Here is a 24,683-nt window from a genome sequence, read left to right as displayed (position 1 = left end):
TACCCCGAAAAAGCGCCAAAAACGGCGAAAAACCGAGGATCTGAGCGCGGTCACCGCGACCGATATGGCTTACCACATCCTCCGATCGCGTTGTTCAGACCTTCCTTAGCGGCACCTTGGGTATCGCCGGCGCGGGCCATGATGAGCGCGGCAGCCAATGCGGTGGACAGGTTGTCGATCCTATCGATTGGGACATCTGCCCCTAAATCCCGCAATGCCAACCTTGCGCCCTCTTCGGCGACCTCCGCGGCCTTTGGTCGCTGCCCGGAGGCAAGCAACGCAGTCGCTAGCGGGACGTAATAGTTGATCCGATCAGTTCCTCTCCTGTTCAATCCTGCGCTCAGTCCGACTTGGGCATGCGCGACCGCCGCGTGCAGATCCCCTTCATCAAGAGCGATAGTGGTTCGCGTGATGTCGGCATGGAAATTCGTCTTGTCGACTCGAGCAAGCGCGTCGCGTGCGCCCGAGTAGTCGCGCTTCGCAGCCGCGACAGCAGCCTGACGCAGCAGCGCGCCATTCCATCCTGATCCGACCGCCTTTCTCACTGCCTGATCGGCTTGGTCGTATTGACCAAGAGCCAGCAAGATACGCCCATACATATCGAGCGATACGCTGGAAAGATCGTACTTCCCCTGCGCCGAAGCACGCGCGTACGGCAGAGCGTCAGCGAACCGATTAGCGACGAACAAATCCATCGCTGCGTTCGCCTGGGCAGGTGCATAGTCGGGATACAACTCCGCCATCTGTATCCAGGAATCGGCCGCCTGCGCTGGATCGAGAATCTGCACGCCCCAGCTTTTTACGTAAAGCGCCTCGCGCGGGGGGAGCCTGGACTTGAATTGCTCAGCAACTCTGAGCGTTTCGGTCGCCTTCTTGTAATCGACATTGGCAAAATGGGCGCGCACTTGACCAAGCCAGGCCAGCGCAAAGTGCGGATCGATATCGACTGCTTTCTGGAAGAAATCCAAAGCAGCACCGTATTTCCCTTCCGAGTATCGTTGTTGTCCTAGTGCATAAGCGCGCAACGCATCGAGACTAGATGTGGTGACATCCGGCAAGGCAGGACTGTTTTGTCGAATACTGTCACGGTTTTCGCCGAGCTGCGTCCTCAGTTCGCCCGTCACTGTATCAACAGCAGAAAGAATCGACGGATTTGAGCCGAATGCGGTACTTACAGCAACAGTCTGCTGAGTTTTCGGGTCGACCACTTCCACGACGAAACGTGTGCGCCCCCCAACGTAACCCACAGAAGGAAGTAACACCGCTCTGGCACCGGTGCGTAATGCGACATCCGACGCGTTCTTGCGGTCCAGCGGATCTTTGGCGGGATCTTTGCGCATCAGTGCTAACAGTTTCAGTGTTCTGTCTTCACTGAGAACGTTGACGTATCGCGACTGCTCCAGGCTGATCCGAAGTGCCTGATCGAGTGCTCCGTCCAGCATCACGTCACTGGTTAGGTTGCGGACCGTCCCGACAACCACCCAGTCGCGTTCTGCAAACGCGAGCGCTGGTTGCGGCCGTGCAAAGAGCCAGATTGCGAAACCGATCCCCAGCACCACCCCCACCTCAGCCACCAACGCGGCCGGCCTGCGCCACAGCGGCACATCGCGCCAGGCCTTTGCCGAATTCTTCGGCATGCGCAGGGGAGTCAGGCCGACTTCGCCGACCTCGTAGATCTCCATCGCGGTGGGCATGCCCTTGAAGCGCCAGCGCCCGTGCGATTTCCACAACAACCGGTCGGCGCGGTTGCCGAGTTCGCGCGCGGCGCGATGGGTCAACCACTCGGCTACCGCCGAGAGCAAAATCTGCCCGGGCCGGGCCATCGACATCAGGCGAGCGGCGGTAGGCTTGGCGAGGCCTTCGACTTCCAGCGGCTTGGCGCCGATGCTGATCGCTTCGTCGCTGTTGCGCCAGGTCAGCACTTCGCCGACATGCAGGCCCTGGCGTGCGCGCAGCGCGAGCGCATGCGCATCGCCCATCGTCTTGAGCCCGCGCGCGTAATCCAGCGCGAAACCCAGGCCATCGATGGGGCGATCGAACAGCAGCAGCAGCCCGTCGGAACGATCGATCAGGCGGCCGCGCCAGTGCTGCTGCAGCTTGACCACCAGGCGGTCGTGCTCGCGGAACAAGGCCGCCGCCGCGTTGTCGCCGATACGTTCGACCAGCGCGGTCGAATCGCAGAGATCGGTCAACAGCAAGGTGCGCAGCCGCGGCGCCTGGATCGCTTCCGACGACGCATCCTTGCGTGCGTGGGTGCGGCTGCTCATTGCTCAGCGGTGACCGGTTGCAGGCGGCTGATCCAGGGCCAGCGTCTCCTGCATGCACAGCACATTGCCGCCCTGCCGCTTGGCCTCGTACAAGGCGCTGTCGGCGAGCGTGTACCAGTCGTTCCAGGCCGCGTCCGCATCGATCATGCACGAGCCTACGCTGACCGAGCAGCCTTGCTCGCCCTGGCCGTTGCACAGCCGCGCTTCCACCGCGCGCACGATGCATTCGCCGATGTGGTGCACCAGCTCGCTGGTGCCTTGTGCGACGAGCACGCAGAATTCATCGCCGCCGAGACGGCAGGCCAGGTCGCCTTCTGCGATCACCGAACGCAGGGCATGCGCCACGTTCTGCAGCACGCGGTCGCCTGCCAGATGACCGAACTCGTCGTTGATGCGCTTGAAACGGTCGCAATCGATCAGGATCAAGCCCACGCCCGGTACATGGCCGGCACGCCGGCATTCCTGCAGGTGCAACGCCAGCCCGCGCCGGTTGTGCAGGCCGGTGAGCTCGTCGGTCCGGCTCAGTTCTTCGGTGTGGTTGAGCTGGTGCGAGGTGACGTAGAGGTTATCCAGCGCCGCTTCCAGATCGTGGTTGCGCCGGCGCAGCTGGCGGATCAGCAACTGTTCGTTGTTGACCACCCGCACGATGGAGCGGCGCAGGAAGTGCGCCACCATCGAGGGGTCCTGATCGACCAGGCGCTGGAAATCCTCGTGTGCCAGCTCGATCAGACGGCTGTCGGTGGAGGCGCTGGCACCGGCGCTGCGCGCGTGATCGCCGATCAGCAGGCCGAGCTCGCCGAAGAACTCGCCCGGACCCAGATGCTTGAGCATCAGGTCCTCGCCGAAATCCAGGTCGATCTGGCCGCTGACGACGATGTACATCTGCGTGCCCACCGCACCGCGCTCGAACAGCGACTGGCCCGCGGACACCTCGCGCGAACGGCCGAAACGGGCAAAAACCCCAGTTCCTCGGCAGTCATCAGCGCATGCAGCCCGTCGGGGACCGTTTTGGCAACGTTCCCCGTTGGCTCGAGTGCGCCTGCGGTGTTGTGGCAAGTCATCGGTTTTCCCTTAGGCCAGTCTGCAACATTAGCCTATCGACAAATCCTACAGGACCCCTTTGTTCAGTACCAGATCACACTATTTCTCATGAAAAAAGAGACGAATTGACGGGTATCGGGCGAAAAAAAGGGCTCGGTTTTCCGAGCCCTCCCCCTCCCAGGGTGGCGCAAGGTGGCGCCTGCTGAATCTGTCCTCGACGTCCGGTGCGGCAGAGGCAGCTGCATCAACCCGGCGCCCGCGGGCTGCCACAATGCAAAGCGTCATGTACGACCGGCATTGCGGTACTGCCAGCCATCAGGCCGCCTTGTCGCTATGGAATTGCTCTTCTTCGGTGGAGCCACGCAATGCGGTGGTAGACGATTGCCCCTGCTGGATCGCCTGCGTCACTGCATCGAAATAGCCGGTGCCTACTTCGCGCTGATGCTTGACTGCGCTAAATCCCCTCTCCGCCGCCTCGAACTCGGCCTGCTGCAATTCGACGAATGCACTCATCTGCCGGCGCGCGTAGCCGTGCGCTAGGTGGAACATGCCGTAATTCAAGGCGTGGAAGCCGGCCAGGGTGATGAACTGGAACTTGTAGCCATAGCTCGCCAGTTCGGTCTGGAACTTGGCGATGGTGGCATCGTCCAGATTCTTCTTCCAATTGAAACTCGGCGAGCAGTTGTAGGCCAGCAGTTTGCCGGGGAACCGGGCATGGATGGCCTGCGCAAACGCACGCGCAAATTCCAGGTCCGGCTTGCCGGTTTCGCACCAGATCAGATCGGCGTACGGGGCATACGCCAAGCCGCGGCTGATCGCCTGGTCCAGGCCATTGCGGGTCTTGAAGAAGCCTTCGACCGTGCGCTGCCCGGTGGTGAACGGTTGGTCGTTGGCATCCACATCGCTGGTGATCAGGTCGGCGGCTTCGGCGTCGGTGCGGGCAATCAGCACCGTCGGAACGCCCAGCACATCGGCGGCCAGGCGCGCGGCATTCAATTTTTCGATCGCCTCACGCGTGGGCACCAGCACCTTGCCGCCCATATGGCCGCATTTCTTGACCGAGGCCAGTTGGTCTTCGAAGTGCACGCCAGCCGCGCCGGCTTCGATCATCGCCTTCATCAGTTCGAAGGCGTTGAGCACGCCACCGAAACCGGCCTCGGCGTCGGCCACGATCGGCTGCAGGAAGTCGATGGCATCGTTGCCTTCGGCATGATGGAGCTGGTCGGCGCGCAGCAAGGTGTTGTTGATGCGCTTGACCACCGCCGGCACCGAATCGGCCGGGTAGAGCGATTGGTCCGGATACATCTGCCCGGCCAGATTGGCATCGGCGGCAACCTGCCAGCCGCTGAGGTAGATCGCCTTCAACCCGGCCTTGACCTGCTGCATGGCCTGGTTGCCGGTCAGCGCGCCCAGCGCATTGACGAACGGCGTGGCATGCAATGAGGTCCACAATTTTTCTGCACCCAACCGCGCCAGCGAATGCTCGACATGCACGGTGCCGCGCAGGCGCACCACATCGGCAGCGCTGTAATTGCGGGTGATGCCGCTCCAGCGCGGGTTGTTGGACCAGTCCTGCTGCAGTTGTTCGGCGCTTTGCAGTGTAGTGCTCATCTTGCGTTCTCCTGGAGGTACGGCGGATGGAACGAGGAAAAATGGCAGGCGTGCGGCATGGCAAGGCCGTCGTTGCGCATGCGTGCGCAACGGGCGGTGTTGTGCGTTGAAGGGGAAACTGCGGAACGCCGGTGGCGAGGCGTCGCCGCAGGGTGAGATCAATCGATCAGGCGGTACGCCGGGACAGTGAGGAAGTCCGCCAGTTCGTCGGCGCCGCTCAACTCCTCCAGCAAGGCGATCGCTTCATCGATCCGTGCAGCGCCGGGCAGCGCGGTGGCGGTTCCCAACCGTGCGGGCAGCGCGCGCAAGGTCGCCTGCAGCAGGTGGTGATCGATGGCGGTGCCATCATCCAGGTGCTGGCCGTGATGCAACCATTGCCACAGCTGCGCGCGGCTGATCTCGGCCGTGGCGGCGTCTTCCATCAGGTGGTGGATCGGTACGCAGCCATTGCCGTCCAACCACGCCGCCAGATAGCGCACGCACACTTCGACATTGCCTTCGAACCCGGCACGGGTGACATTGCCCGGCGAGGGCGCGATCAGCATGTCGGCCGTCACCTGCACGTCGTTGCGCAACACATGCTGCTGGTGCGCGGTGGGCATGTGTTCGTCGAACAGTTTCATCGCCACCGGAATCAGCGCCGGATGTGCCACCCAGGTGCCATCGTGGCCGGCGGTCACTTCGCGCAACTTGTCGGCACGCACGCGGGCCATGGCCTGTTCGTTGGCCGCTTCATCGTGGTTGATCGGAATCTGCGCGGCCATGCCGCCCATTGCATGCGCGCCGCGGCGGTGGCAGGTCTTGATCAACAGCTCCGAATAGGCCTTCAGAAATGGCTGGGTCATGGTGACCTGGCCACGTTCGGGCAGCACGCGGTCGCGGTGCGCACGAAAGGTTTTCAGGTAGGAAAAAATATAGTCCCAACGCCCGCAGTTCAGGCCCACGATGCGCTCGCGCAGCGCGTAGAGGATTTCGTCCATCTCGAACACCGCCGGCAGCGTTTCGATCAGCACGGTGACCTTGATCTGCGCATGCGGCAGGCCCAGCATCGCTTCGATATGCGCCAGCGCGGTGTCCCACAGTGCGGCTTCTTCCATGCTCTGCAGCTTGGGCAGATACAGGTACGGGCCACGGTCCTTGGCCAGCAACGCGCGGCCGTTGTGGAAGGCAAACAGCGCCGCATCGAACAGGCCGCCGGCCAGCGGCTGGCCGTCGATCAGCACGTGCTTTTCGTCCAGGTGCCAGCCGCGCGGGCGCACGATCAGCACGGCACGTTCGGCCTCCGGGCGCAGGGCGTAGTGCTTGCCGTTGGGCGCATCGAAGCTGAGGTCACCGCGCACCGCCGCAGCCAGGGTGCGCTGGCCGGCCAGCAGGTTGCGCCAGGTCGGCGCGGTGGAGTCTTCGAAGTCGGCCATGAACACCTTGGCGCCGGAGTTCAGCGCGTTGATGACCATCTTCGGGTCGGTCGGGCCAGTGATTTCGACGCGGCGGTCCTGCAGCGCCGCCGGCAGGGGGGCCACGCGCCAATCGCCGGCACGGATGGCCTGGGTATCGGTCCGGAAGTCTGGCAGCTGACCGGCATCGAAGGCGGCCTGGCGCTGGCGCCGCTGGGCCAGGCGCTGTTGGCGGCCGGGCTCGATCGCCCGGTGCAGCGAGACCAGCAGGGCCAGCGCGGCGGCCGGCAGCAGCTCTGCCTGGCTGGCGATCTGAGTGGTCAACGAAATGCCGGGCGTGGCGTGGTCGGTGGGACGGGGAGCAAACGCGGTGGCAGCCATGTGGGGGTCCTTGTGCATCCGGACCTGCACCGTGCGCCCGATGCAACTATTTGACAAAGCAGTTTTATCAATGCTGTAAATAAGCCTGACTTATATTAGACCAGCGCAGCGCGACCACATGGCGCCAACCCCTCGATTTTCCTACAAATCCGATCGACTCAAGCCGCTGCGCGCGTTCTGCCAGACAGTGCGTCTGGGCTCTGTCTCACGTGCGGCTGAGGCGCTGTATGTCAGCCAACCGGCGGTGACCTTGCAGTTGCAGGCACTGGAGCGCGATCTGGGCGTGCCGCTGTTCGAACGCTCCGGGCGACGCATGGCACCCAGCCGCGAGGGCCAGTTGCTGTACGACATGGCGCAGCCGCTGGTGGAAAGCCTGGATGGGCTGGAAGCGAGCTTTCGCGAAAAGGTACGCGGGCTGGATGCCGGCGAGCTCAATATCGCCGCCAACAGCTCCACCATCCTGTACCTGCTGCCGCGCATCGTGGCCAACTTCCGCGCGCGCCATCCGGACGTGCGGCTGACCCTGCACAACGCCATCAGCGCCGATGGCACCGACCTGCTGCGCGAGGATGCGGTGGATCTGGCGGTCGGCTCGATGCTGGACGTGCCGGCCGACCTCAACTACGCGCCGGTCTACCGTTTCGAGCAATTGCTGATCACCCAGCCCGATCATCCATTGGCCGGCAAGGCCGAGGTCGCGTTGCAGGATCTGTCGCCATATCCATTGATCCTGCCGCCGCGCCGGCAGGTGACCTACCGCCTGGTCGACCTGGTCTTTCAGCAGGCGCGCGTGCCCTACACCGTGGCACTGGAAGTGGGCGGCTGGGAGGTGATCAAGCAATACGTGGCGATGGGCATGGGCATTTCCATCGTCACCGCGATCTGCCTCACCGACGCCGACCGCGACAAGCTGGCCACGCGCTCGCTGAAGGATTTTTTCCCGACCCGCAGCTACGGCGTGGTGGTACGCAAAGGCAAGTATCTGTCGCCGCAAGCACGTGCGTTTATCGAGCTGATCCAGCCGGATCTGTTCACTCCGCGCGGCTATGACGAGAGCGGCGCTTCGGAGCGTTGAGTCGTTCGCCATGGCCCGGCGTTATCGTCTGGCATCGCGGCAATGCGGGCACGCATCGCGCCATCGATCACGCGCACCCGCCGGAAGACGCTCGGTCAAGCGCGCAGAATGTGTGTGCCATGCAGCAATGCGAGCGAACGCGACAAGATGCTGTTACCTGCATCGGACCATCTATTCCGCACGTCAGGACGCATTGCGTGCGTGCGTTGATCGCCCACGTGATCGCAGCGCGTCGCCACGCATAAACTTAAGGAAGGTCTGAACAACGCGATCGGAGGATGTGGTAAGCCATATCGGTCGCGGTGACCGCGCTCAGATCCTCGGTTTTTCGCCGTTTTTGGCGCTTTTTCGGGGTATCGTCCCGATTACGGGCGCACCTACCCCGCGGCGGTAATGAACTCTTTGCGCTTCAGCCACAGATTCGACAGCGCACACAGCATCAGCATCTGTGCGGTGTTCTTCGCCAAACCGCGATAGCGCACCTTGACGTAGCCAAACTGGCGCTTGATCACCCGAAACGGGTGTTCCACCTTTGCACGCAGGCTGGCTTTTGTGTGCTCCCAGCGCTTGGCCAACTTCAGTTCGCGCTTGTTCTTAATCTGCTTCAGCTTCGAGGGCTTCTCCGCGATCAGGTAGCGCAGTTTGCGCTTGCGCTTCATCTCCTCGCGTTTCTCAAGCCCGGTGTAGCCGCTGTCCGCGCACAGCGTGTCCTCCTTGCCGTGCAGCAGCTTGTGCGCTTGTGTGATATCGGCCACGTTGGCCGCCGTGCACTCCACGTGGTGCACCAGCCCGGAGTCATCGTCCACCCCGATGTGCGCCTTCATCCCGAAGTAGTACTGGTTGCCCTTCTTGGTTTGGTGCATCTCCGGATCGCGCTCGCCATCCTTGTTCTTGGTCGAGCTGGGCGCAGCGATGATCGTGGCGTCCACGATCGTCCCGCCGCGCAAGCTCTGCCCCTTGCGCGACAGGTGCGCGTTGACCCGATTGAACAGCTTGCGCGCCAAATCGTGCTGCTCCAACAGATGGCGGAAGTTGAGAATCGTCGTCTCGTCCGGCACCTCATCCAGCCCGCCGATCTTGGCGAAACGGCGCATCGACACCGTGTCGTACAGCGCTTCTTCCGCCGATGGATCGCTCAGTGCATACCACTGCTGCAAAAAGTGGATGCGCAGCATGGTCTCCAGCCGATACGGCTGTCGCCCCGGCTGCCCCGACTTCGGGTAGTGCGGCTCGATCAGCGCCAGCAGGTCCTTCCACGGCACGACCTGGTCCATCTCGGCCAAGAACACCTCACGCCGCGTCCGCTTGCGCTTGCCGTTGTACTCCGCGTCGCCGAAGGTCAGCTGCATCGAAATCGTCTACTCGGGTCGTTGATCGATTGTGGCAGATCACGATGGATTGTTCAGAGTTTCCCTAGAAGTGGCGGGATTACCGTTGACGGTCAGATCTGCTTGCTTTCCGCAGATGTTGCCAATGCCCTAAAGCCGGGCCCACTGGAAACTTGAACGTCATCGTGATCGAGATAGGTATTAGAGAGATAGTCCTGCAAGGTAGGGCGATTCGTATTTGCCCGAGGTATTGACTCGAAGTTCATTGAGGTAGCTATGGAGTCCCTCGGAGATGGCCGCCTCACCTGCTGGTACGGATCTTCCGAAGATGTTTGAAATGGCGATGTTGACGTCAGGTTGTCGCCTGACTCGCTCAGAAACATACTCCCACCCAAAGTGTCTGATCAGAATCGCCACTGCCTCTTCCAGGCACATAATTTGCGCCCAGCTGAAGTTGCTTTGGACCTGCCCCTCAACCTTGCACAGTGCGATCAAGGAACGCTTGTCACCTGTAACAAGACCTGCATTGTTGTCATCGCAGATCGCCGCAAACAGTGCCAGCTCACCACCGTCAATGTCTGGAGTGCCCTCCAGGAGCGCATAGTTTGCCGACTCAAGCAGCACGACTACCTCACTAGCTTCAGCAGCGAGGCGGACTGCCTGTTCCATAGCCATCTGGCTACCGAGCTTGTGCAGTGCTTTGGTCGGTTTGGCCAAGTGGAGCTGATAACGCAACTGGGCCAAGATGCAGAAGTCCGCCAGAGTCAGACCTAGTGCCGTCGCCAGGTCCTCCATCAATCCGTACTGGCACAGAGCCTTGGCAGCATCGCTGTCAATCAGATAGTGGGTTGCGCTCATCAGAATCCTTGCATGCTGAGCAGGTACGTCCGGTTGTCGTCAGACAACCGGTCAACCTGACAGTGCGCCATGAACTGCCGCTTGATCTGCTTGGTTGCATCGGACTGGTCGGGGAAGTAGCCAAGTGCTGTGGTAGCAAGCATCCAGTCGTCGTGCTCGCGCCCATAGCTGAGAATGATGTGTCCCGGATCCACACCCAGCTCTTTGCCTCTCTTGACGGCCAAGTTGGCTAACTGAGCGGCAGATACGGGGCCAGAATTTTCAATAGATAGTCGCGAGTGTCCATTGCGCAACAGGCAAAGGGCGAACTGGTCGGCCTGGCGCTCCTCAGCGTCTTCTGTGCGGTAGGCGTCTCTTTCAATGGCGTCTGTAATGGGATCCATCCCCTCGTCGACCAAGACGCCAGTGCTAGCCACGTGCCCGAGGCAAAGGTGGGCAAGTTCATGTGCAAGAACAAACAGTTGGCGAGCGTTCTGATCGGATTGGTAGCCCAGGACGATCACCGGATTGCCATCAATCTGGAGCGCCATTCCAGTAACGCGCTTGCTTCCGCGGGGAAGATCCTTCAGGAACAAAACAGGGACGCCCTGCGCCCAGCAGAACTCAAGTAAAACCGAAAAGGTGATGGCGTTGGCACCGCTCTTGATCTGGATTTGCTTTGCTAGCTTGGTGGGATCTTTGGGGAGATAGTCACTCGGCTCATCCATGCAGAACCGAGCCAGCCTGCCCAACGCCATGGCCAAGCTGGCGCATACGTGCAACTCAGATTCCTGAGTTGCTACGCGCTTCTTGTAGCGAACTGGCTTACTCTTGGCAACAACCTCCAGCTCGCCGCTTTCGGCAAAGCGTACGTCCAGGCCAAGCCGCTGCTTGAGAATCGAGGCGAACTGGATCGCTCCAGTGCTTGTCTTGAAAAGTGCGTTGTCCCACCACTCTGGCAACAGGCGTGCGACAAAGCTCTTGGGAAACCCGGCCGCACAGAGCGCGTCGTACGCACTCTTCACTGTCACTGTTGGCGTGTTCTTATTCATCCTTGGCCTCCGTTGGGCCGCGGCAGATTGTTACATATGGGCTTGCTGGTGGGCAAAGAGCAGCTTCGCCAAACGCTTTGCATGAGCGTCAGTGCCGTCCCAGACGGTCGCTAAGGCTTCCATCAGCACCCTGGAATCGCTAGGGTCTGCCGTTCCCTCGTATGCATCAACTTCTGCATATTCGCATAGCTGCCGCATTGTCCTGCTGACCTTCTTGGGCTTGCCAAAAAGGTTTCGGTACACCTGTGGCTGACCCAGGTTGGATGCCCTAGCAATAGCAGAACTACTGGTAAGCCCGCCCAGAGCAAGTTTTTCTTTCAGCGCCCCAGCCAGGACGTGCGGTTGCTTTAGCCGTTTCATGCAGATAGTGCCATGCTAATTGCATATAAGTATAGCCATGCTATGCTCCCGCTGTACATTCTCGCCTAACCAACGATGAGAGAGCTTCAGATCAAGCAGGCCTTGGCAGGCCATCTGGCCAAGGAGGCCGAAATCAATCAGGTGTCACTGATTGAGGAGTTGCGTCTGCACGGCGGAGAAGTGCGGGCCGATCTAGTACTGGTCGAGCAGATGCACTGCTTTGAGATCAAAAGTGAGGCGGACAGTCTTGCTCGCTTGATCAACCAGGGTTCTCGCTATGGCTGGGTCTTCGACCGAGTCACCTTGGTCATGGCGCCTTGCCATGTTGCGAGGGCGATGGAGCTCCTTCCGCCTTGGTGGGGTGCGATGGTAGTTGATTCGCAGACCGGTACTTTCAGGCGTCTGCGCGAGGCAGGCCTGAATGTTCGGCACAAAGCTACATCGTTGGCCTCCATCCTGAACAGGGAGGAGGCACTAGAGGTCCTGCGTAGAGAAGGGCTGATCAAGGGCTGGCGTAGCAAAAGCTTGTATTTGATACAGCAGCATATCGTCCAAACATTTGAGTTGGATGAGATCAGAGAGCACATTCGCGCAGCGCTGCTCGCCCGCGCGGGCAGCGTCTCATCACTGCACTAATACTGTTTCTTCAGCACGTAGCTGATGTGGTGTGTCCAGTACTCGGTAATGTGTAGATGGCCACTGCTCTTCTTCTTTCTCCGGGATCGCCGGGTCAACTCGGTCCGCGATAAGCCTGTCGCCGAAAGAGAAGGCTGCCCCTTGGAATTCATGCGGGTACATGTTGACGAGGATTTCAGAGATGGAAATTGACTCCTGCCGGGTTGCCTTGGTTCCTCGAACAATGCGCCACTTGTCGTCCAGAGCATAGCGGATGGTGACACGGCTGCCGCGGCGCTGAAGGACTTCTTCCGTCCAGTCCGGGTTGAGCGGGCCGTAGTCCGAAAAGCCGACTAGGGCCAAGGGAGCAAGCGCTTGCACCTGTTGCCAAAGCTCCCAGTCTTTGCGGTCGACCTCGCCGGCGCCGACGATGTTGGCGAGTGAGCCGGGGAAGGAGCCCGACGCCAGGTGAAGGTGTGCGAGACCCAGCCCCTTGAGAGCATTCAAAGTCGCTGCCAGGGTCGTGCGGTCCGCCACGCTGGTCGCCGGGGTTCGGCCAAGATCAACAATGAGGCGGTCCACCTTTGCCGCTAAGCCAGGCACGGCGAGTGCATTGCGCACCAAGGCGACGCCCAAACCCAGCCCCGGCAGATCTGCCCGCAGGCGGAGCGCGACCTTGCGATCGCCCAGGTTCGGCGCAATTACAGTCAGGTCATGTGCGGCCGTCACTGGATTCAGTACTGGCATTGCAAGCTTGCCTGAGCCATGAACCTGCTTCAGGAATTGATTCAATTCCTTTAGTCGGGTCTTTGTTAACACGCCTTCCGGACTGGCATAGTCGACCAGTGCAGGGTACCTCCAGACCTTGGCATAGCAATCGAGCATGGACTCATGCTGCTTTGAGTCGCGAACCTCCACACATGGCAGTGCTCTTGGAATTACCGCTGCAGTGAGCTCCAATAGTGCACGTTGCTCATATTTCTGCCATTTAATAATTGGTACGTACTGCGGGTACATCGGAAATGTCGCCATGGCCCCCTCCTTGGCGTTTTATGGTCCGCAGGCAAGCAGAGTCGCCTGGCAATTGGCTCATGAAGAAGACCTCCTCCATGAAGCGGATCTGATACTGGATCGGATTCTACGCCGAGTCAAATCCGCCAAGTTTCGTATCTAGTAGTATCAATAGGAGCGCGAGTACATTGGGGGAAGTAAAAAAACCCGGCCCTGCGTCAGACGGATAGAGAGAGGGGGCGTCGTAACTCGGGCAATACTTCAAAAATGGCAAACCACGACGTATTTTTGAATACCGCCAGCGGAGCCGATATGGCTTGTCTCATCCTCCGACCCCATTGATCAGATCATCTCTAGCCTCCTATGTGTGGACCATGTTTATACCCGCGAATCCAGTCAGGATCGAACGCGGTAACTAGATAGTTCCTTATCAGCCTTGACCCTGAGAGTTGTAGCAGATGCGCTTCATTGGCCGCAATCGCTTCAACGTCCGACACTGAAGGGAAGTGACGCAGTAGTCTATAGGCCTCAGTTCGGATCGCTCTAGGTACGGTGGCGTTAGCCGAAAGTTCTTTAAGAAACGCCCCAGCCTGGATAAGGTTGCGCGTGCGTTCAATTGGCATCGTCATTTTTTCTCTCTAAGGTACGCTGCTGCCCCTTACGGATATGCGGACCTGCGTTGGATTTCTCGTCCCACATCCGAACCTCGATCAGAGCAGTGTCTGGTCTGCGGTGGACGTAGGCCCATGCCTGTGCTGTGGCACGTCGGACCAATATGACGTCCCCTCTGGCAGCAACATGCTCAGAAAGACGTCCAAAAGGATAGGCCGCTTCCAATTCGGATCCGGTAAAAAGCAGTAATCATCACGTGCCAGTGTGTTACTGGCCGATCGAGAAGTGAGCCAACGCGCTCGGCGGCGCATCTCCTCTATCATCGCGTTACGTGCCGCTTCTTGATTCATGCCCGTTCGCAAGAATGCGGCGGCCGCACCCCGGGCTCCGTACCAGGCCAGGTAGCGCTTTCGCGCCAAACTGTGATTGGCCCACTCATCGGCCATTACATGCATGATCAAGCGCGCACCGGCTGGCTCTAGCGTGTGGCGGCGTAGTAAGTGGGTTAGGTAGGTTTCGATCTCGGCATGAGCAAGTTCGCCCCATAGCTCCAACTTGGCGTGCAAGGCATTGGGGCGTGCAGCCAGATCGATCAAAGTGGAATGGAGTTTGACTTGGAGATCGTGCGGGCTGCCCCAGTCGGTGGGGTAGAACCAGGCCAGCGGCTCGTACAGCGAGCGCCGAATGCCCGGTCCTGGGCTATGGGAGACCCGTATCGCTCCTGCATCCTCTAAGCGCCCTAACAGCGATTGGCTTAGCGCCGTCCCGGTGCTGAAGGGCGCCACGGTTGAGGTGGACAGTTCAAGCGCATACCAGGCGGCAAGGCGTACCAAGCCCAGCGACTGTGCATAGGGCACCAAATCGCAGGCGGCGGGCGGCAGAGTCGGTTGAGTGGCTGCACATACCATCGCACCTCTCGCGAGTAAGCCGATGATGCTACCAGTGGCCTCCTGAGTTGGCTACATGTTTTTCATGTAATCGGTAGGTGGGTCATAGATTCCTCAGTCGTCCAAGCCCGGTGACGACAGTGGCGTCCAAAACCATTTATCGCGATGACTATCGAAAGCTGGTGGAACGGCTACGGGACCGCCGCGAGACGTTGGGGCTGTCGCAGAGTGAGGTGGCCCGCGCATTAGGCTGGCCACAGCAGCGTATCTCTGCGGTTGAGGCCGGAGCTCGCCGGCTGGATGTCATCGAGTTCTTCCAGTTGACCTCAGTCCTGTGCCTGACTGCGTCGCAAGCCGTCAAACTCGTCTTTCCGCCCGCCTGAGGATATTGACGGCGGACCCCTTCGTCTATCGGGGATAGGGCGGTAATCCAAACCTAGGGACCTCCTGAACAACAACGCGACCCAAATGTTGCGTCGAGATTAATACTGCCGCTGATACGCCCAGGGTTCCGTAGACACTCAAGACCCTCGTTGCGCGTAGCGCCGTTCAAACTCTACAGGGGATAGGTTGCCCGTTGAACCATGGCGGCGTTTTGGGTTGTAAAACATCTCGATGTAGTCGAACGCCTCGGCGCGTGCGGCGTCCTTGGTAGGATAGATCCGCCGCCTGATCCGCTCGCGTTTGAGCAGGCCGAAGAAGCTCTCCACCGGGGCATTGTCGTGACAGTTGCCGCGCCGACTCATGCTGCACACCAAGCCATGGGATGCCAGGAAATTCTGCCAATCATCGCTGGTGTAGACCGATCCTTGGTCTGAGTGAATCAGGCAACCCGATCTGGGTTTGCGCCGCCACACCGCCAACAGCAGGGCCTGCACGACCAACTCGGTGTCGGCCCGATCACGCATCGCCCAGCCGATGACTTGTCTGGAAAACAGGTCGAGCACAACGGCCAGGTACATCCAGCCTTCATGCGTGCGGATGAACGTGAAATCGCTTGCCCACACCGTGTCCGGCGCGGTTACCTCGAACTGCCGATCAAGCAGGCTGGCCGCCGCTGTGCATTCGGCCCCGCCGTGGAAGCGGGGTTTGCGAGCATAGCCCACCTGCGCTCGCAATCCTTCCGAGCGCATCAGCCGATGCACGCGATGTCGACTGCAACGCTCGGCCAGATCCCGTAGATCCTTGGTGATCTTGCGATGCCCATGAACACTGCCACTGGCCAGCCATTGGTGCTTGATTAATCCCAGCAGGCGTTCGTCTTCCTTGGCGCGCTCACTCTTGGGCGACTTTAGCCAAACGTAGTAACCGGCCCGGTTCACCCGCAACACCCGGCACATCGCGCACAGCCTAAATTTCCCGCGATGGGTTTGCATGAAGGCGTACTTTGCCTTTACCCCTTGGCAAAGTACGCGGCGGCCTTTTTTAGAATGTCGCGCTCCTCGGTCACTCGGCGCAACTCGGCCTTCAGACGCCGAACCTCGGCGCTCTGGTCCACCTCGGCGCGCTGCACGACGCCGGGCTTGCCGAACTTGCGCAGCCAGGCATACAGGATGTCTAGGAAAGCCTGGGCGTATCACCCCGTCCAGTCCGGTACCTTCAGCAGGTGGCTCAACAGTCCCCACCGTGCTCCGGTAGTCATTGCCACCAGTACCATGTCGATCTTGGCCCGTTTGGCCATCAGCCCGAACTGCACCGTGGCGAACAATGCCAGCGCGGCGTAGCCTGCCACCTCGCGTCCCCACGAACGCCTAGCGATATCGTAAGTGAACCAGAGCGTCAGTAGCGCGGCGATCAGCGATGGCAGCAGGAATGCGACGTCCCACGAGCCGACTACCTTAAAGGCGGCCGCCTGCAGCCACATGAACGGCGGCGGCTTCTCCGCGTACAACTGGCTGCCTCGCATCGGCAAAAGCCATGCGCCGCTTTCCACCATGGTTCGAGCCGCAAGCACGAACCGTGGCTCGTCCGGCGGCTACGGACGACGCATGCCAATGCCTGCGACGAGTGTCGTCGCGATCAGCGCAACAACGGCCCACCACCTCCATGTGAGTCGAAGGGCTGGATGTTGTGTGTAAGAGGGGGTCATGGCGCAACACCAGCTGCCCTCGGAGCCGTACAACCACCGAACAGATCCAGATCCTTGGAATACACGTTAGTCGAGACGTCCATCACGCCGAGCACCGAATGAAACAAGTTGTCGTGCGTCGCCGGCTTAAGCGCTCGCTGCCTCACGCATTGCATCTCCAAACCACGCCACTTGGTGAGACCTGGGGACAGCCAGGCCACCATCGGGATCTTCATCTGGGTGTCGGGCGCAATCGCATAAGGCAACCCATGTAGATAGAGGTTACGCTCGCCTAATGATTCGCCATGATCTGACACGTATAAGAGTGCACTGTCGACTTCATCGATGGACGCCAATGTCTTAATGGCCTGCGCGACGAGTTCATCGGTCGCCAGGATGGCGTTGTCGTAGGAGTTAACCACTTCCTGCTGCGTGCATTCGCCGAGGTCGGCATTGCGGCAATCGGGGCGAAAGCGGCGAAGGCGCTCCGGGTACCGCAGGTAGTAGCTCGGTCCGTGATTGCCCAACTGGTGCAGGACGATCACCATGTCTTCGCGCGCCGAACGCACGCGCTTATCCAGCCCTTCCAGAAGCAGTCGATCACCGCAGGCATCGTCGGCGCAAGCTTCGGATACATCGCTGCGGCTCACCTTCTCGAACGGTAGCCCCTCGCAGACGCCTTTACATCCACCCTGGTTGTCACGCCAAAAAACTTCGACACCCGCGCGCGCCAGAACGTGCAGCAGCGACTCTGAGCGTTTGATCTCATCCTCATCGTAGCTTGCTCGTCCTCTGGCTGAGAACATGCAGGGCAACGAGACTTCGGTACTCGAACCGCAAGCGCGCACGTCCGGATAGTTCATGACGTCGAGCGTAGCCAGCTCAGGTGTCGTCTGGCGGGCATAACCGTTCAACCCCCAGTTGGCTGCGCGTACGGTCTCCCCCACCACCAGCACCAGGACGTGTGGCTTTGACTCGGCCTCGTGCCCGGTCTGACGTGCATCTGGTGCAATCACCTTTCGCGGGCCGGACGCACCCGGCGAAAAATCCTTTGCGGCGATGCGACCCATGGAAACGATCACGTTACCCGGTGTCACCAAATGGCGCAGTTCGCGGTTATTGCGCATCAATGCGCTGATGTCCTTGAAGCTGATCAGCGCCGCAACCACCACCAATAGCATTGCGAGCGCTGTCGAGCCCAACGCTAGGGAAATGGCGCGCAATCGCGTCGTGCGTTTAAGGCGTACGGTCCAGATCAATGCCAGCGGGAGCAGCCCATAGAGCAACACATGGCATAGCAATGCGAAGGTGAGCAGCTCCCTGGACTCGGCTGCATCGGTTTTGAGGATGTTCCGCGCCATGCTGACGTCGAAATAAACCGAGTAACGATCGGAGAAGTAGGAGGTGGCGACGGCGATCAGCACGAAAGAACTGAGCACTGGCTTGGTGATCGGGCGCCAGCAGATCAGCCGCACCAGCACCACGTTGAGACCGACCATCAGCAGGGCCAGGCTTGCGGCACTGCGCCAGCCACCAGCGTCGTCGAACGCCCCGGTTGCTGCGGTCGCACGCCAGAATGCCTGGTTCAGCGCGAGCGACACATAGATCGCAACGCCCCAGACCAGCCAATCACTGCCAATCAATGGGCGCCATCCGCCCTCAGCCGTTCCATGTCTTGTCATCCATACGCTTCGGAGCGAGTCAATGAACCGGGCCATGGCCTTGGTCCTCCTCACTGCACGGGACGCGTTCCGCTTGCAGCGTCAGCTCATGAACATCTGCTTTCGCGTACACAGCGCTGGCGACCTCACGCCGGACCTGGTCAAGGTCCACCGGGTTCGGCGCGACTAAAAGGTGCGCCGTGACGATCGCCTGCCGCGACGCCAACGACCACGCATGCAGATCGTGCACATCCATCACCTGCGGGTGCTCAAGCATTGTCCGTTTCAGCACACCCATGTCCAGATTTTGTGGCACGCCCTGCATCAGCACGTGCAGCGCCGAGCGCAGCAGCACCCAGGTGCGCGGCAGCACCCATAGCCCGATCAGGACTGCGACGATCGAATCAAGCACCGTCCATCCGGTCCACTTGATCACTACTGCGCCAACGATCACGCCCACCGACCCGAGCATATCGCTCCACACTTCGAGATACGCGCCCTTGAGGTTCAGCGAATCGCCGCTGCCAGCCTTTAGCAATCGCATCGCGATCACATTGACCACGAGTCCCACGACGGCGACGATGAGCATGCCGGTCGAGGCTACTTCTGGCGGCTGAGTGAAACGGCCTATTGCCTCCCAGAGGATGTAGCCTGCGACGACGAACAGCAGCGAGCCATTGACCAGCGCGCCAAGGGATTCCATGCGCCCATAGCCGTAGCTGCGCCTGGCATCGGCCGGTCGCTTCGAGATGCGTACCGCTATCAATGACACGCCTAGCGCAATAGCATCGGTCAGCATGTGAGCGGCGTCGGACAGCAGAGCCAGACTGTTGGTCATCAGCCCGCCTATCACTTCCGCGACGAGGAGGGTTGTGGTGAGCGCTAGCGCCCACCACAGCGGCCGCTCGAAACGGACATCGGAGCCGACGTGGTCGTGATTACCACTCATGAGTTGTCTCCTGGCCGCCAGTTTGGACGGCCGTTGCGCAGCGTGGACCACCCGTCATGGAGTTTCATGACGGGTGGCATACACCAGAGGTTTAGGCGGCTTCGGCTTTACGCCGCGATGTACGGTCGTGTGCCCATCGGTACAGCACCGGCAGCACGACCAGGGTCAGCAGCGTCGATGACACAATTCCGCCAATGACCACGGTGGCCAGCGGTCGCTGGACCTCCGAACCGGCACCAACGTTGAGCGCCATCGGGACAAACCCGAGTGAGGCGACGAACGCGGTCATCAACACCGGTCGTAGTCGACTGAGCGCACCCTCACGTACGGCGCTTTCCAGAGGTTCCCCCTGCTCACGAAGTCCACGAATGAAGCTGATCAGTACCAGGCCGTTGAGCACAGCAACGCCGGAGAGCGCGATGAATCCGATGCCCGCCGAGATCGACAGCGGAATTCCGCGGACCGTGAGCGCGAGAATGCCGCCCGTCAGTGCCAATGGGACGCCGCTGAAGACGATGGCCGAGTCCTTGACCGAGCGAAATGCCCAGAACAACAACGCGAAGATGATCACCAGAGTGGCCGGTACAACGATTGCCAGACGCTTGCTCGCAGAGATCAACTGCTCGAAGCTGCCGCCATATTCGATCCAATAGCCCGATGGTGGCTGCACATTGGCATTGATCACGCCCTGCAGCTCAGACACGAAACCACCCAGATCGCGGTCACGCACATTGGCCGTCACCGCAATACGGCGCTTGCCGTTGTAACGATTAATCTGGTTGGCCCCTTCGCTGGCGACCACCTTGGCGACCGAACTCAGCGGGATCGTTCTTGGACCCGATACCCCAGAAGCTTGCGGATCGCTCGCCGGGCCAAGCGGGATCGGCAGCGACTCGAGTGCCGCCGGATCCTGACGCAAGGACTCCGGCAGGCGCACCACGACGTCGAAGCGACGGTCACCTTCGAACAGCTTCCCGGCGACCTCACCGCCGACCGCGGTCGCCACCGTGCTCTGCACGTCGTCGGTGGTCAACCCATAACTGGCTAGCGCCAGCCGGTTCGGTACTACCTCGAGCAGGGGAAGCCCACTGGCCTGCTCGACGCGTACGTCAGCCGCGCCCGTGACCTTCTTGGCGACCGCTTCGATCTGCTGCCCAATCTTGAGCAATGTCGCCAGATCGTCGCCGTAGACGTTGATGGCAACGTCCGCACGCACGCCGGAAATCAGCTCATTGGTGCGCATCTGGATCGGCTGGGTGAACTCGTAGTTGTTGCCCGGCACCCTGGCGACGAGTTGCTCGACTTGCGCCACCAACTCGGCCTTGGGCTTGTCAGGGTCCGGCCACTGATCACGCGGCTTGACCATCACAAAGGTGTCGCCGATCGACGGTGGCATTGGATCGGAGGCCACTTCGGCGGTGCCGATTTTCGAGAATACTCTCTCGATCTCCGGCACCTTGAGCAGCCGCTGCTCCAGCAGGCGCTGCATATTCACTGACTGGGTCAAGCTGGTGCCGGGGATGCGCATCGCCTGCATCGCGAAATCGCCCTCGTCCAGGTTAGGCACGAACTCGCTGCCCAACCGAGTGAACAGCACGCCGCTGCAGGCTAGAAGCAGGATCGCGCCGACCGCCACCCACTTGCCTCGCCGCAGGCTCATGTCGAGCAGCGGCTCGTAGCGACGGCGCAGCCAGCCCATCAACCAATTTTCTTTCTCCTCGACCTTGCCGCCCAGCATCAGGGCGATTGCCGCAGGCACGAAGGTCAACGCCAGCACCATCGCACCGGTGAGTGCGAGGACCACGGTGATCGCCATGGGGTGGAACATCTTCCCTTCCACGCCAGTAAGCGCAAAGATTGGCAGATATACTGCGGTGATGATGCCCAGGCCGAACAGGCTGGGACGAATCACCTCGGCTGTCGCGCTGGCGGTGGTCTCGAAGCGCTCTGCCAGCGTCATCTGGCGCCCTAATTCGTGCTGGCGATGCCCGAAGCGACTCAGGCAGTTCTCGATGATGATCACCGCGCCGTCGACGATCAGGCCGAAGTCCAGTGCACCGAGACTCATCAGATTGGCGGAGATGCCGCCGCGCGCCATGCCGGTTAGCGTGAACAGCATCGCCAACGGAATAACCAGCGCAGTGATCAGCGCTGCGCGGAAGTTGCCCAGCAGCAGGAACAGGATGACGATGACCAGCACTGCACCTTCGGTCAGGTTCTTTGCAACTGTGGCGATGGTGCGATCGACCAGTTTGGTTCGGTCGTAGACAGGTGTGGCGGTAACGCCCGCAGGCAGGCTCTTGGCAGCATCTTTGAGCTTGGCCGCCGCGGCTTGCGACACGTCGCGGCTATTGGAGCCGATCAGCATCACTACCGTGCCTAGCACGACTTCATGTCCGTTCTGGGTCGCTGCACCGGTTCTCAGCTCGGCACCATCGGCGACCTTTGCGACGTCACGCATCCGGATGACTGCTCCCTCGCGTCTGGCGAGTACGACCTGCTCGATCTGCGAGATGTCTGCAACCTGGCCTGGAATACGCACAAGGAACTGCTGTCCATTGCGTTCGATGTATCCGGCACCGACATTCTGGTTATTAAGCTGCAAGGCTTTGACCACATCGTCCAGAGTCAGGCCCAACGACCTCAGTCGCGATGGATCCGGAGTGATATGCACCTCACGCTTGTAACCACCCAACGTGTTCACCTCGGTCACGCCCGGAATATTGCGCAACTGCGGACGGATCACCCAGTCTTGCAGTGTTCGCAGATCAGTTGCGGTGTAGGGCGTCCCGTCGGTCTTCTTCGCCTTGGGGTCTGCATCGATGGTGTAGGAGAAGATCTCCCCCATGCCGGTGGCGATCGGCCCCAGCGTGGGTTCGATATTGGCAGGAATCTGCGACTTCACCTGCTGCAAGCGTTCGGCGACCTGCTGCCTGGCAAAGTAGATGTCAGTGCCATCCTTGAACACCACGGTGATCTGCGACAGGCCGTAGCGCGAGATGGAGCGGAAGTTCTCCATCTTCGGCAAGCCGGCCATTGCCGTTTCGATGGGATAGGTGACGCGCTGTTCGGCCTCCAGGGGCGAGTAGCCAGGCGCGGCCGTATTGACCTGTACCTGGACATTGGTGATATCGGGTGTGGCGTCGATCGGGAGCTGGTTGAAGCTCCAGACACCGATGGCGATCAGCACGACCGTCATGGTCATGACAAGCCAGCGGTTGGCGATCGAGGTTCGAATGATGCGCTCGAGCATGGTGGTCTCCTCAGTCTTCGTGCGCAGCGCCGGACTTCTCGATGTCCGCCTTGATCAGATAGCTCTGTTCCGCGACGACCTCGTCGCCGGGTTTCAGACCTTCAAGGATTTCGACACGCTGCGTATCGCTCTGGCCGAGCTTGACCGGATGCGCGGTATAGGTCTCACCGTTACGCACAAATACCGCATCCTTGCCATCCATCCTCTGCAATGCGGAACGCGGCACGACCAGCGCGACGTCGCGGCGACTAATGGCCACCGTGGCGGTCACCGCGACGCCAGGGCGCCACTGGCCGTCCTGGTTGTTCAGGGTGGCGCGTGCGATCGCGCTCTGGCTCGCGGCGCTGGCGCCGGGAAGTACGTTGTCGATGCGTGTCGTGGCGCTGAAGCTGTCATACAAGCGCGTCACCACCACTTCTGCTCCCGGCTGCACCGAGGCCATTTGTGCACCGAACACGCTGAGGTCGACCCAGACCTTGCTCAGGTCGACCACCTCGAACAGCATCTGCCCCTCTGCCGCACCGCCACCAACCTGGGCCTGTCGCGACAGCACCACGCCACTGATTGGCGTGGATACCGAATACGTCGAGAGACTCAGATTGCTTTCGATGCTGGCAAGCCCCTGATCTGCGCGGACACGATCACCCACATTGGCCCGAAGCGACCGAATGCGGCCGGGATAGCGTGCGGTGACACGAGCGTTGCTGCCATCGATCGCTGCGATCTGGCCTTGCACTTCGAGTTCGACTGCGATGGTGCCCGCGCCGACGGTGACGACCTTGACACCGTTGGAGTCGGCCTCGTCGCGCGGGATGGTGGTCGCTTCCGACACCTCCTCGTGACCCTCGCCGTCCTTCTGCGCGGCTTCGGTCTGTGGTGCAGCCGCGCCTTCAGCGCCTACTTCAGGCGGTTTGCCACCGCAGGCGGTCAACAGTGTGGTGACGGCCAACACTATGAGCGTGGTGGCGATAGTGGTGCGGTGCGTGGTCATGGCTGCGAGGTGTCCTTGGCAGTCGAACCTGCGGCCGCCACCAGGGGCTGGCCGGTCAGGCGCTGGATTTCGATGAGGGAGGATTGGGCAGCGATGGCTGCTTGCAGCTGACGCCTACGCGCCTGGATGCGCTGGTCCTGCAGCATTGCCCACTGCATGTAACTGATCGCGCCGGCACGCCATGCGCGATCGGCGGCTCGCTCTGCATCGGCGAGGCGAGGCAGGACATCGGAGCTGAGCCGTTCGACTTCCAGGCGCGATGTGGCGTAGTCTCCGTGTGCCGCCGATAGCGTCGACAGTAGGCGCACCAATAGCGCCTGTCGTTCGACACCGTTGAGCGCAAGCTGGGCTTCAGCGGCGCGGATGCCGGGTTCGGCACGACGCTGTGCGCCAAGCGGAATACTCAGGCTGCCCATCACGCCCGCATCGTTGGTTTGGCGCAACAGCCGGCCGCCAACTTGCCATTGCAGGTCTGGCGTCGCCTCGGTCCGCGCCAGACGTACCTGCGCTTCCAAAATGCGGGCCTCGCTGGCTACCTGTGCGACCTCCGGATTCGACTCCAGGTAGTCGCTGAGCTGCTGAAACGCACTCAAGGCCGGCATGACCATCGGATCCCCGGAGACCGTTCCAGCGACGCCCTCGCGCTGGTTCCACAAGGCTGCCAAGTTCAGCCGTGCGGTTCGCTCTGCCTGCGCTGCCCGGTCGCGATCAAGCTCAGCTTCGGCAAGCGCCGCCTTCGCAGTCAGTACCACCGACTCCGGCGAAGCGCCAGCCTCCAGACGACGGCGTGCCGCATCGACCGTGCGCTTGCGCTGCTCGATATCTAGTTCCGCGATCTCACGCTGGCGGATGGCAGCCGTGATGGCTAGGTAACGCCGAGCGGTTTCAGCCAGCAGATCTAGACGTGCGATCTCGCGCTGAGGTGCAAGGCTATCGATACGCGCCAGTGCCAATGTCCGGCGCGCATCTAGCTTGCCGCCGCGCTCAAGGACACCCGAAAGCGTGACGGTCACTTCAGCTTGGTTGAACGTGCGGTACTGGCCGGTACCCCCGACGTTCTCGATCGTAGCCCCGAGCACCATCGCCGGTCGCAGGCTCGCGCCAGCCAAGTTGGCCTGCAGAACACTGCCTTGGCCATCGACCAGGCGTAAATCGGGGTGTGTTTGGGCAACACGTTGGACGGCATCGTCCAACGTCAATGTTTGAGACAGCGGTCGTTCCTGCGCATGAAGCACAGGCACGACCGCGAAGGCGGCCAATGCCACCAATCGCAACCACATGGGAATTCTC

The 24,683-nt window shown here is 60.9% G+C and carries 17 protein-coding genes and 4 pseudogenes; 3 read left to right on the top strand and 18 right to left on the bottom strand.

All coding sequences use genetic code 11. The features are described 5' to 3' along the window. Positions 1 to 104: 104 nt before the first annotated feature. The 4 genes and pseudogenes from ACCQ03_RS00210 to aceB form a co-directional block, all read right to left on the bottom strand. Positions 105 to 2,267, bottom strand: a pseudogene (locus ACCQ03_RS00210) (putative peptide modification system cyclase); the annotation flags it as partial. 3 nt (positions 2,268 to 2,270) lie between these two features. Continuing rightward, positions 2,271 to 3,328: pseudogene (locus ACCQ03_RS00205) on the bottom strand (GGDEF domain-containing protein). A 295-nt stretch (positions 3,329 to 3,623) separates the two neighbouring features. Continuing rightward, positions 3,624 to 4,919: an isocitrate lyase gene (aceA, locus tag ACCQ03_RS00200; protein WP_057679095.1), complete on the bottom strand. Its 1,296-nt coding sequence runs from the start codon at positions 4,917 to 4,919 to the stop codon at positions 3,624 to 3,626. A 158-nt stretch (positions 4,920 to 5,077) separates the two neighbouring features. Beyond that, positions 5,078 to 6,694: a malate synthase A gene (gene aceB / locus ACCQ03_RS00195; RefSeq protein WP_150145341.1), complete on the bottom strand. Its 1,617-nt coding sequence runs from the start codon at positions 6,692 to 6,694 to the stop codon at positions 5,078 to 5,080. 118 nt (positions 6,695 to 6,812) lie between these two features. On the opposite strand from aceB, the gene ACCQ03_RS00190 reads away from it, so the two are divergent. Beyond that, entirely contained in the window at positions 6,813 to 7,769 is a 957-nt protein-coding gene (locus ACCQ03_RS00190) for a LysR family transcriptional regulator (protein WP_150145338.1), read from the top strand. Between the two features lie 377 nt (positions 7,770 to 8,146). Here ACCQ03_RS00190 and ACCQ03_RS00185 read toward each other — a convergent pair whose 3' ends face one another. The 4 genes from ACCQ03_RS00185 to ACCQ03_RS00170 all read right to left on the bottom strand — a co-directional run bounded on the left by ACCQ03_RS00185 (position 8,147) and on the right by ACCQ03_RS00170 (position 11,346). Further along, a complete protein-coding gene (locus ACCQ03_RS00185) occupies positions 8,147 to 9,118 on the bottom strand; it encodes an IS5 family transposase (RefSeq protein WP_372359820.1) in 972 nt (323 codons plus the stop codon). A gap of 180 nt (positions 9,119 to 9,298) precedes the next feature. Next, complete coding sequence (locus tag ACCQ03_RS00180; protein ID WP_057678547.1) at positions 9,299 to 9,955, bottom strand: hypothetical protein; 657 nt, start codon at positions 9,953 to 9,955, stop codon at positions 9,299 to 9,301. Next, a complete protein-coding gene (locus tag ACCQ03_RS00175; RefSeq protein WP_209227954.1) occupies positions 9,955 to 10,986 on the bottom strand; it encodes an ImmA/IrrE family metallo-endopeptidase in 1,032 nt (343 codons plus the stop codon). The genes ACCQ03_RS00180 and ACCQ03_RS00175 overlap by 1 nt, the downstream gene beginning before the upstream one ends. A 30-nt stretch (positions 10,987 to 11,016) precedes the next feature. Continuing rightward, positions 11,017 to 11,346, bottom strand: coding sequence for a hypothetical protein (locus ACCQ03_RS00170; RefSeq protein WP_057678545.1), 330 nt, complete (start codon positions 11,344 to 11,346; stop codon positions 11,017 to 11,019). Positions 11,347 to 11,421: 75 nt separating this feature from the next. Between ACCQ03_RS00170 and ACCQ03_RS00165 the strand changes: the two genes are divergently transcribed. Continuing rightward, entirely contained in the window at positions 11,422 to 11,982 is a 561-nt protein-coding gene (locus tag ACCQ03_RS00165; protein WP_057678544.1) for a sce7726 family protein, read from the top strand. Here ACCQ03_RS00165 and ACCQ03_RS00160 read toward each other — a convergent pair. The 3 genes from ACCQ03_RS00160 to ACCQ03_RS00150 form a co-directional block, all read right to left on the bottom strand. Further along, the gene (locus tag ACCQ03_RS00160; protein ID WP_209227953.1) at positions 11,971 to 12,993 is read right to left on the bottom strand and encodes a beta family protein; all 1,023 of its coding nucleotides are present in this window, start codon (positions 12,991 to 12,993) and stop codon (positions 11,971 to 11,973) included. The genes ACCQ03_RS00165 and ACCQ03_RS00160 overlap by 12 nt on opposite strands. Positions 12,994 to 13,325: 332 nt before the next feature. Beyond that, complete coding sequence (locus tag ACCQ03_RS00155; protein WP_283161634.1) at positions 13,326 to 13,595, bottom strand: BPSL0761 family protein; 270 nt, start codon at positions 13,593 to 13,595, stop codon at positions 13,326 to 13,328. An 87-nt stretch (positions 13,596 to 13,682) separates the two neighbouring features. After that, complete coding sequence (locus ACCQ03_RS00150; RefSeq protein WP_209227952.1) at positions 13,683 to 14,441, bottom strand: hypothetical protein; 759 nt, start codon at positions 14,439 to 14,441, stop codon at positions 13,683 to 13,685. Positions 14,442 to 14,611: 170 nt separating this feature from the next. Here ACCQ03_RS00150 and ACCQ03_RS00145 point away from each other — a divergent pair, with 170 nt between their 5' ends. After that, complete coding sequence (locus ACCQ03_RS00145) at positions 14,612 to 14,854, top strand: helix-turn-helix domain-containing protein (RefSeq protein ID WP_057678548.1); 243 nt, start codon at positions 14,612 to 14,614, stop codon at positions 14,852 to 14,854. A 138-nt stretch (positions 14,855 to 14,992) separates the two neighbouring features. Here ACCQ03_RS00145 and ACCQ03_RS00140 read toward each other — a convergent pair. From ACCQ03_RS00140 to ACCQ03_RS00110, 7 genes and pseudogenes are all read right to left on the bottom strand, one after another. Further along, positions 14,993 to 16,023 (bottom strand): annotated as a pseudogene (locus tag ACCQ03_RS00140) (IS3 family transposase); the annotation flags it as partial. A gap of 33 nt (positions 16,024 to 16,056) precedes the next feature. Next, positions 16,057 to 16,407 (bottom strand): annotated as a pseudogene (locus ACCQ03_RS00135) (ArnT family glycosyltransferase); the annotation flags it as partial. 149 nt (positions 16,408 to 16,556) lie between these two features. Further along, positions 16,557 to 18,257 carry a phosphoethanolamine transferase gene (locus tag ACCQ03_RS00130; RefSeq protein ID WP_237377045.1) on the bottom strand — a complete coding sequence of 567 codons (1,701 nt, stop codon included), beginning with the start codon at positions 18,255 to 18,257 and terminating at the stop codon, positions 16,557 to 16,559. Further along, on the bottom strand, positions 18,241 to 19,149 hold the full coding sequence (locus ACCQ03_RS00125) for a cation diffusion facilitator family transporter (RefSeq protein ID WP_057678844.1): 909 nt from the start codon (positions 19,147 to 19,149) through the stop codon (positions 18,241 to 18,243). Before ACCQ03_RS00125 ends, ACCQ03_RS00130 begins: the two co-directional genes overlap by 17 nt. Before the next feature lie 91 nt (positions 19,150 to 19,240). Next, positions 19,241 to 22,402 (bottom strand): efflux RND transporter permease subunit, encoded by a 3,162-nt coding sequence (locus ACCQ03_RS00120; protein WP_057678841.1) that lies wholly within the window; start codon positions 22,400 to 22,402, stop codon positions 19,241 to 19,243. A gap of 10 nt (positions 22,403 to 22,412) precedes the next feature. Then, a complete protein-coding gene (locus tag ACCQ03_RS00115; protein WP_057678840.1) occupies positions 22,413 to 23,393 on the bottom strand; it encodes an efflux RND transporter periplasmic adaptor subunit in 981 nt (326 codons plus the stop codon). Continuing rightward, positions 23,390 to 24,673, bottom strand: coding sequence for a TolC family protein (locus tag ACCQ03_RS00110; RefSeq protein WP_209227967.1), 1,284 nt, complete (start codon positions 24,671 to 24,673; stop codon positions 23,390 to 23,392). Before ACCQ03_RS00110 ends, ACCQ03_RS00115 begins: the two co-directional genes overlap by 4 nt. Positions 24,674 to 24,683 lie beyond the last annotated feature (10 nt).

This window comes from Xanthomonas sp. NCPPB 3569 (assembly GCF_041475645.2).
Classification (GTDB): Bacteria; Pseudomonadota; Gammaproteobacteria; order Xanthomonadales; family Xanthomonadaceae; genus Xanthomonas; species Xanthomonas phaseoli.
This window is presented reverse-complemented; position numbering and strand designations above follow the sequence as displayed.

Bases quoted from the DNA above. Each gene is read 5' to 3' on its own strand.
- ACCQ03_RS00180 (WP_057678547.1), bottom strand. From the start codon at position 9,955: ATGAGCGCAACCCACTATCTGATTGACAGCGATGCTGCCAAGGCTCTG.
- ACCQ03_RS00170 (WP_057678545.1), bottom strand. From the start codon at position 11,346: ATGAAACGGCTAAAGCAACCGCACGTCCTGGCTGGGGCGCTGAAAGAA.
- aceB (WP_150145341.1), bottom strand. From the start codon at position 6,694: ATGGCTGCCACCGCGTTTGCTCCCCGTCCCACCGACCACGCCACGCCC.
- ACCQ03_RS00165 (WP_057678544.1), top strand. From the start codon at position 11,422: ATGAGAGAGCTTCAGATCAAGCAGGCCTTGGCAGGCCATCTGGCCAAG.
- ACCQ03_RS00115 (WP_057678840.1), bottom strand. From the start codon at position 23,393: ATGACCACGCACCGCACCACTATCGCCACCACGCTCATAGTGTTGGCC.
- ACCQ03_RS00160 (WP_209227953.1), bottom strand. From the start codon at position 12,993: ATGGCGACATTTCCGATGTACCCGCAGTACGTACCAATTATTAAATGG.
- ACCQ03_RS00130 (WP_237377045.1), bottom strand. From the start codon at position 18,257: ATGGCCCGGTTCATTGACTCGCTCCGAAGCGTATGGATGACAAGACAT.
- ACCQ03_RS00190 (WP_150145338.1), top strand. From the start codon at position 6,813: ATGGCGCCAACCCCTCGATTTTCCTACAAATCCGATCGACTCAAGCCG.
- ACCQ03_RS00175 (WP_209227954.1), bottom strand. From the start codon at position 10,986: ATGAATAAGAACACGCCAACAGTGACAGTGAAGAGTGCGTACGACGCG.
- aceA (WP_057679095.1), bottom strand. From the start codon at position 4,919: ATGAGCACTACACTGCAAAGCGCCGAACAACTGCAGCAGGACTGGTCC.
- ACCQ03_RS00110 (WP_209227967.1), bottom strand. From the start codon at position 24,673: ATGTGGTTGCGATTGGTGGCATTGGCCGCCTTCGCGGTCGTGCCTGTG.
- ACCQ03_RS00125 (WP_057678844.1), bottom strand. From the start codon at position 19,149: ATGAGTGGTAATCACGACCACGTCGGCTCCGATGTCCGTTTCGAGCGG.
- ACCQ03_RS00185 (WP_372359820.1), bottom strand. From the start codon at position 9,118: ATGCAGCTGACCTTCGGCGACGCGGAGTACAACGGCAAGCGCAAGCGG.
- ACCQ03_RS00120 (WP_057678841.1), bottom strand. From the start codon at position 22,402: ATGCTCGAGCGCATCATTCGAACCTCGATCGCCAACCGCTGGCTTGTC.
- ACCQ03_RS00155 (WP_283161634.1), bottom strand. From the start codon at position 13,595: ATGCCAATTGAACGCACGCGCAACCTTATCCAGGCTGGGGCGTTTCTT.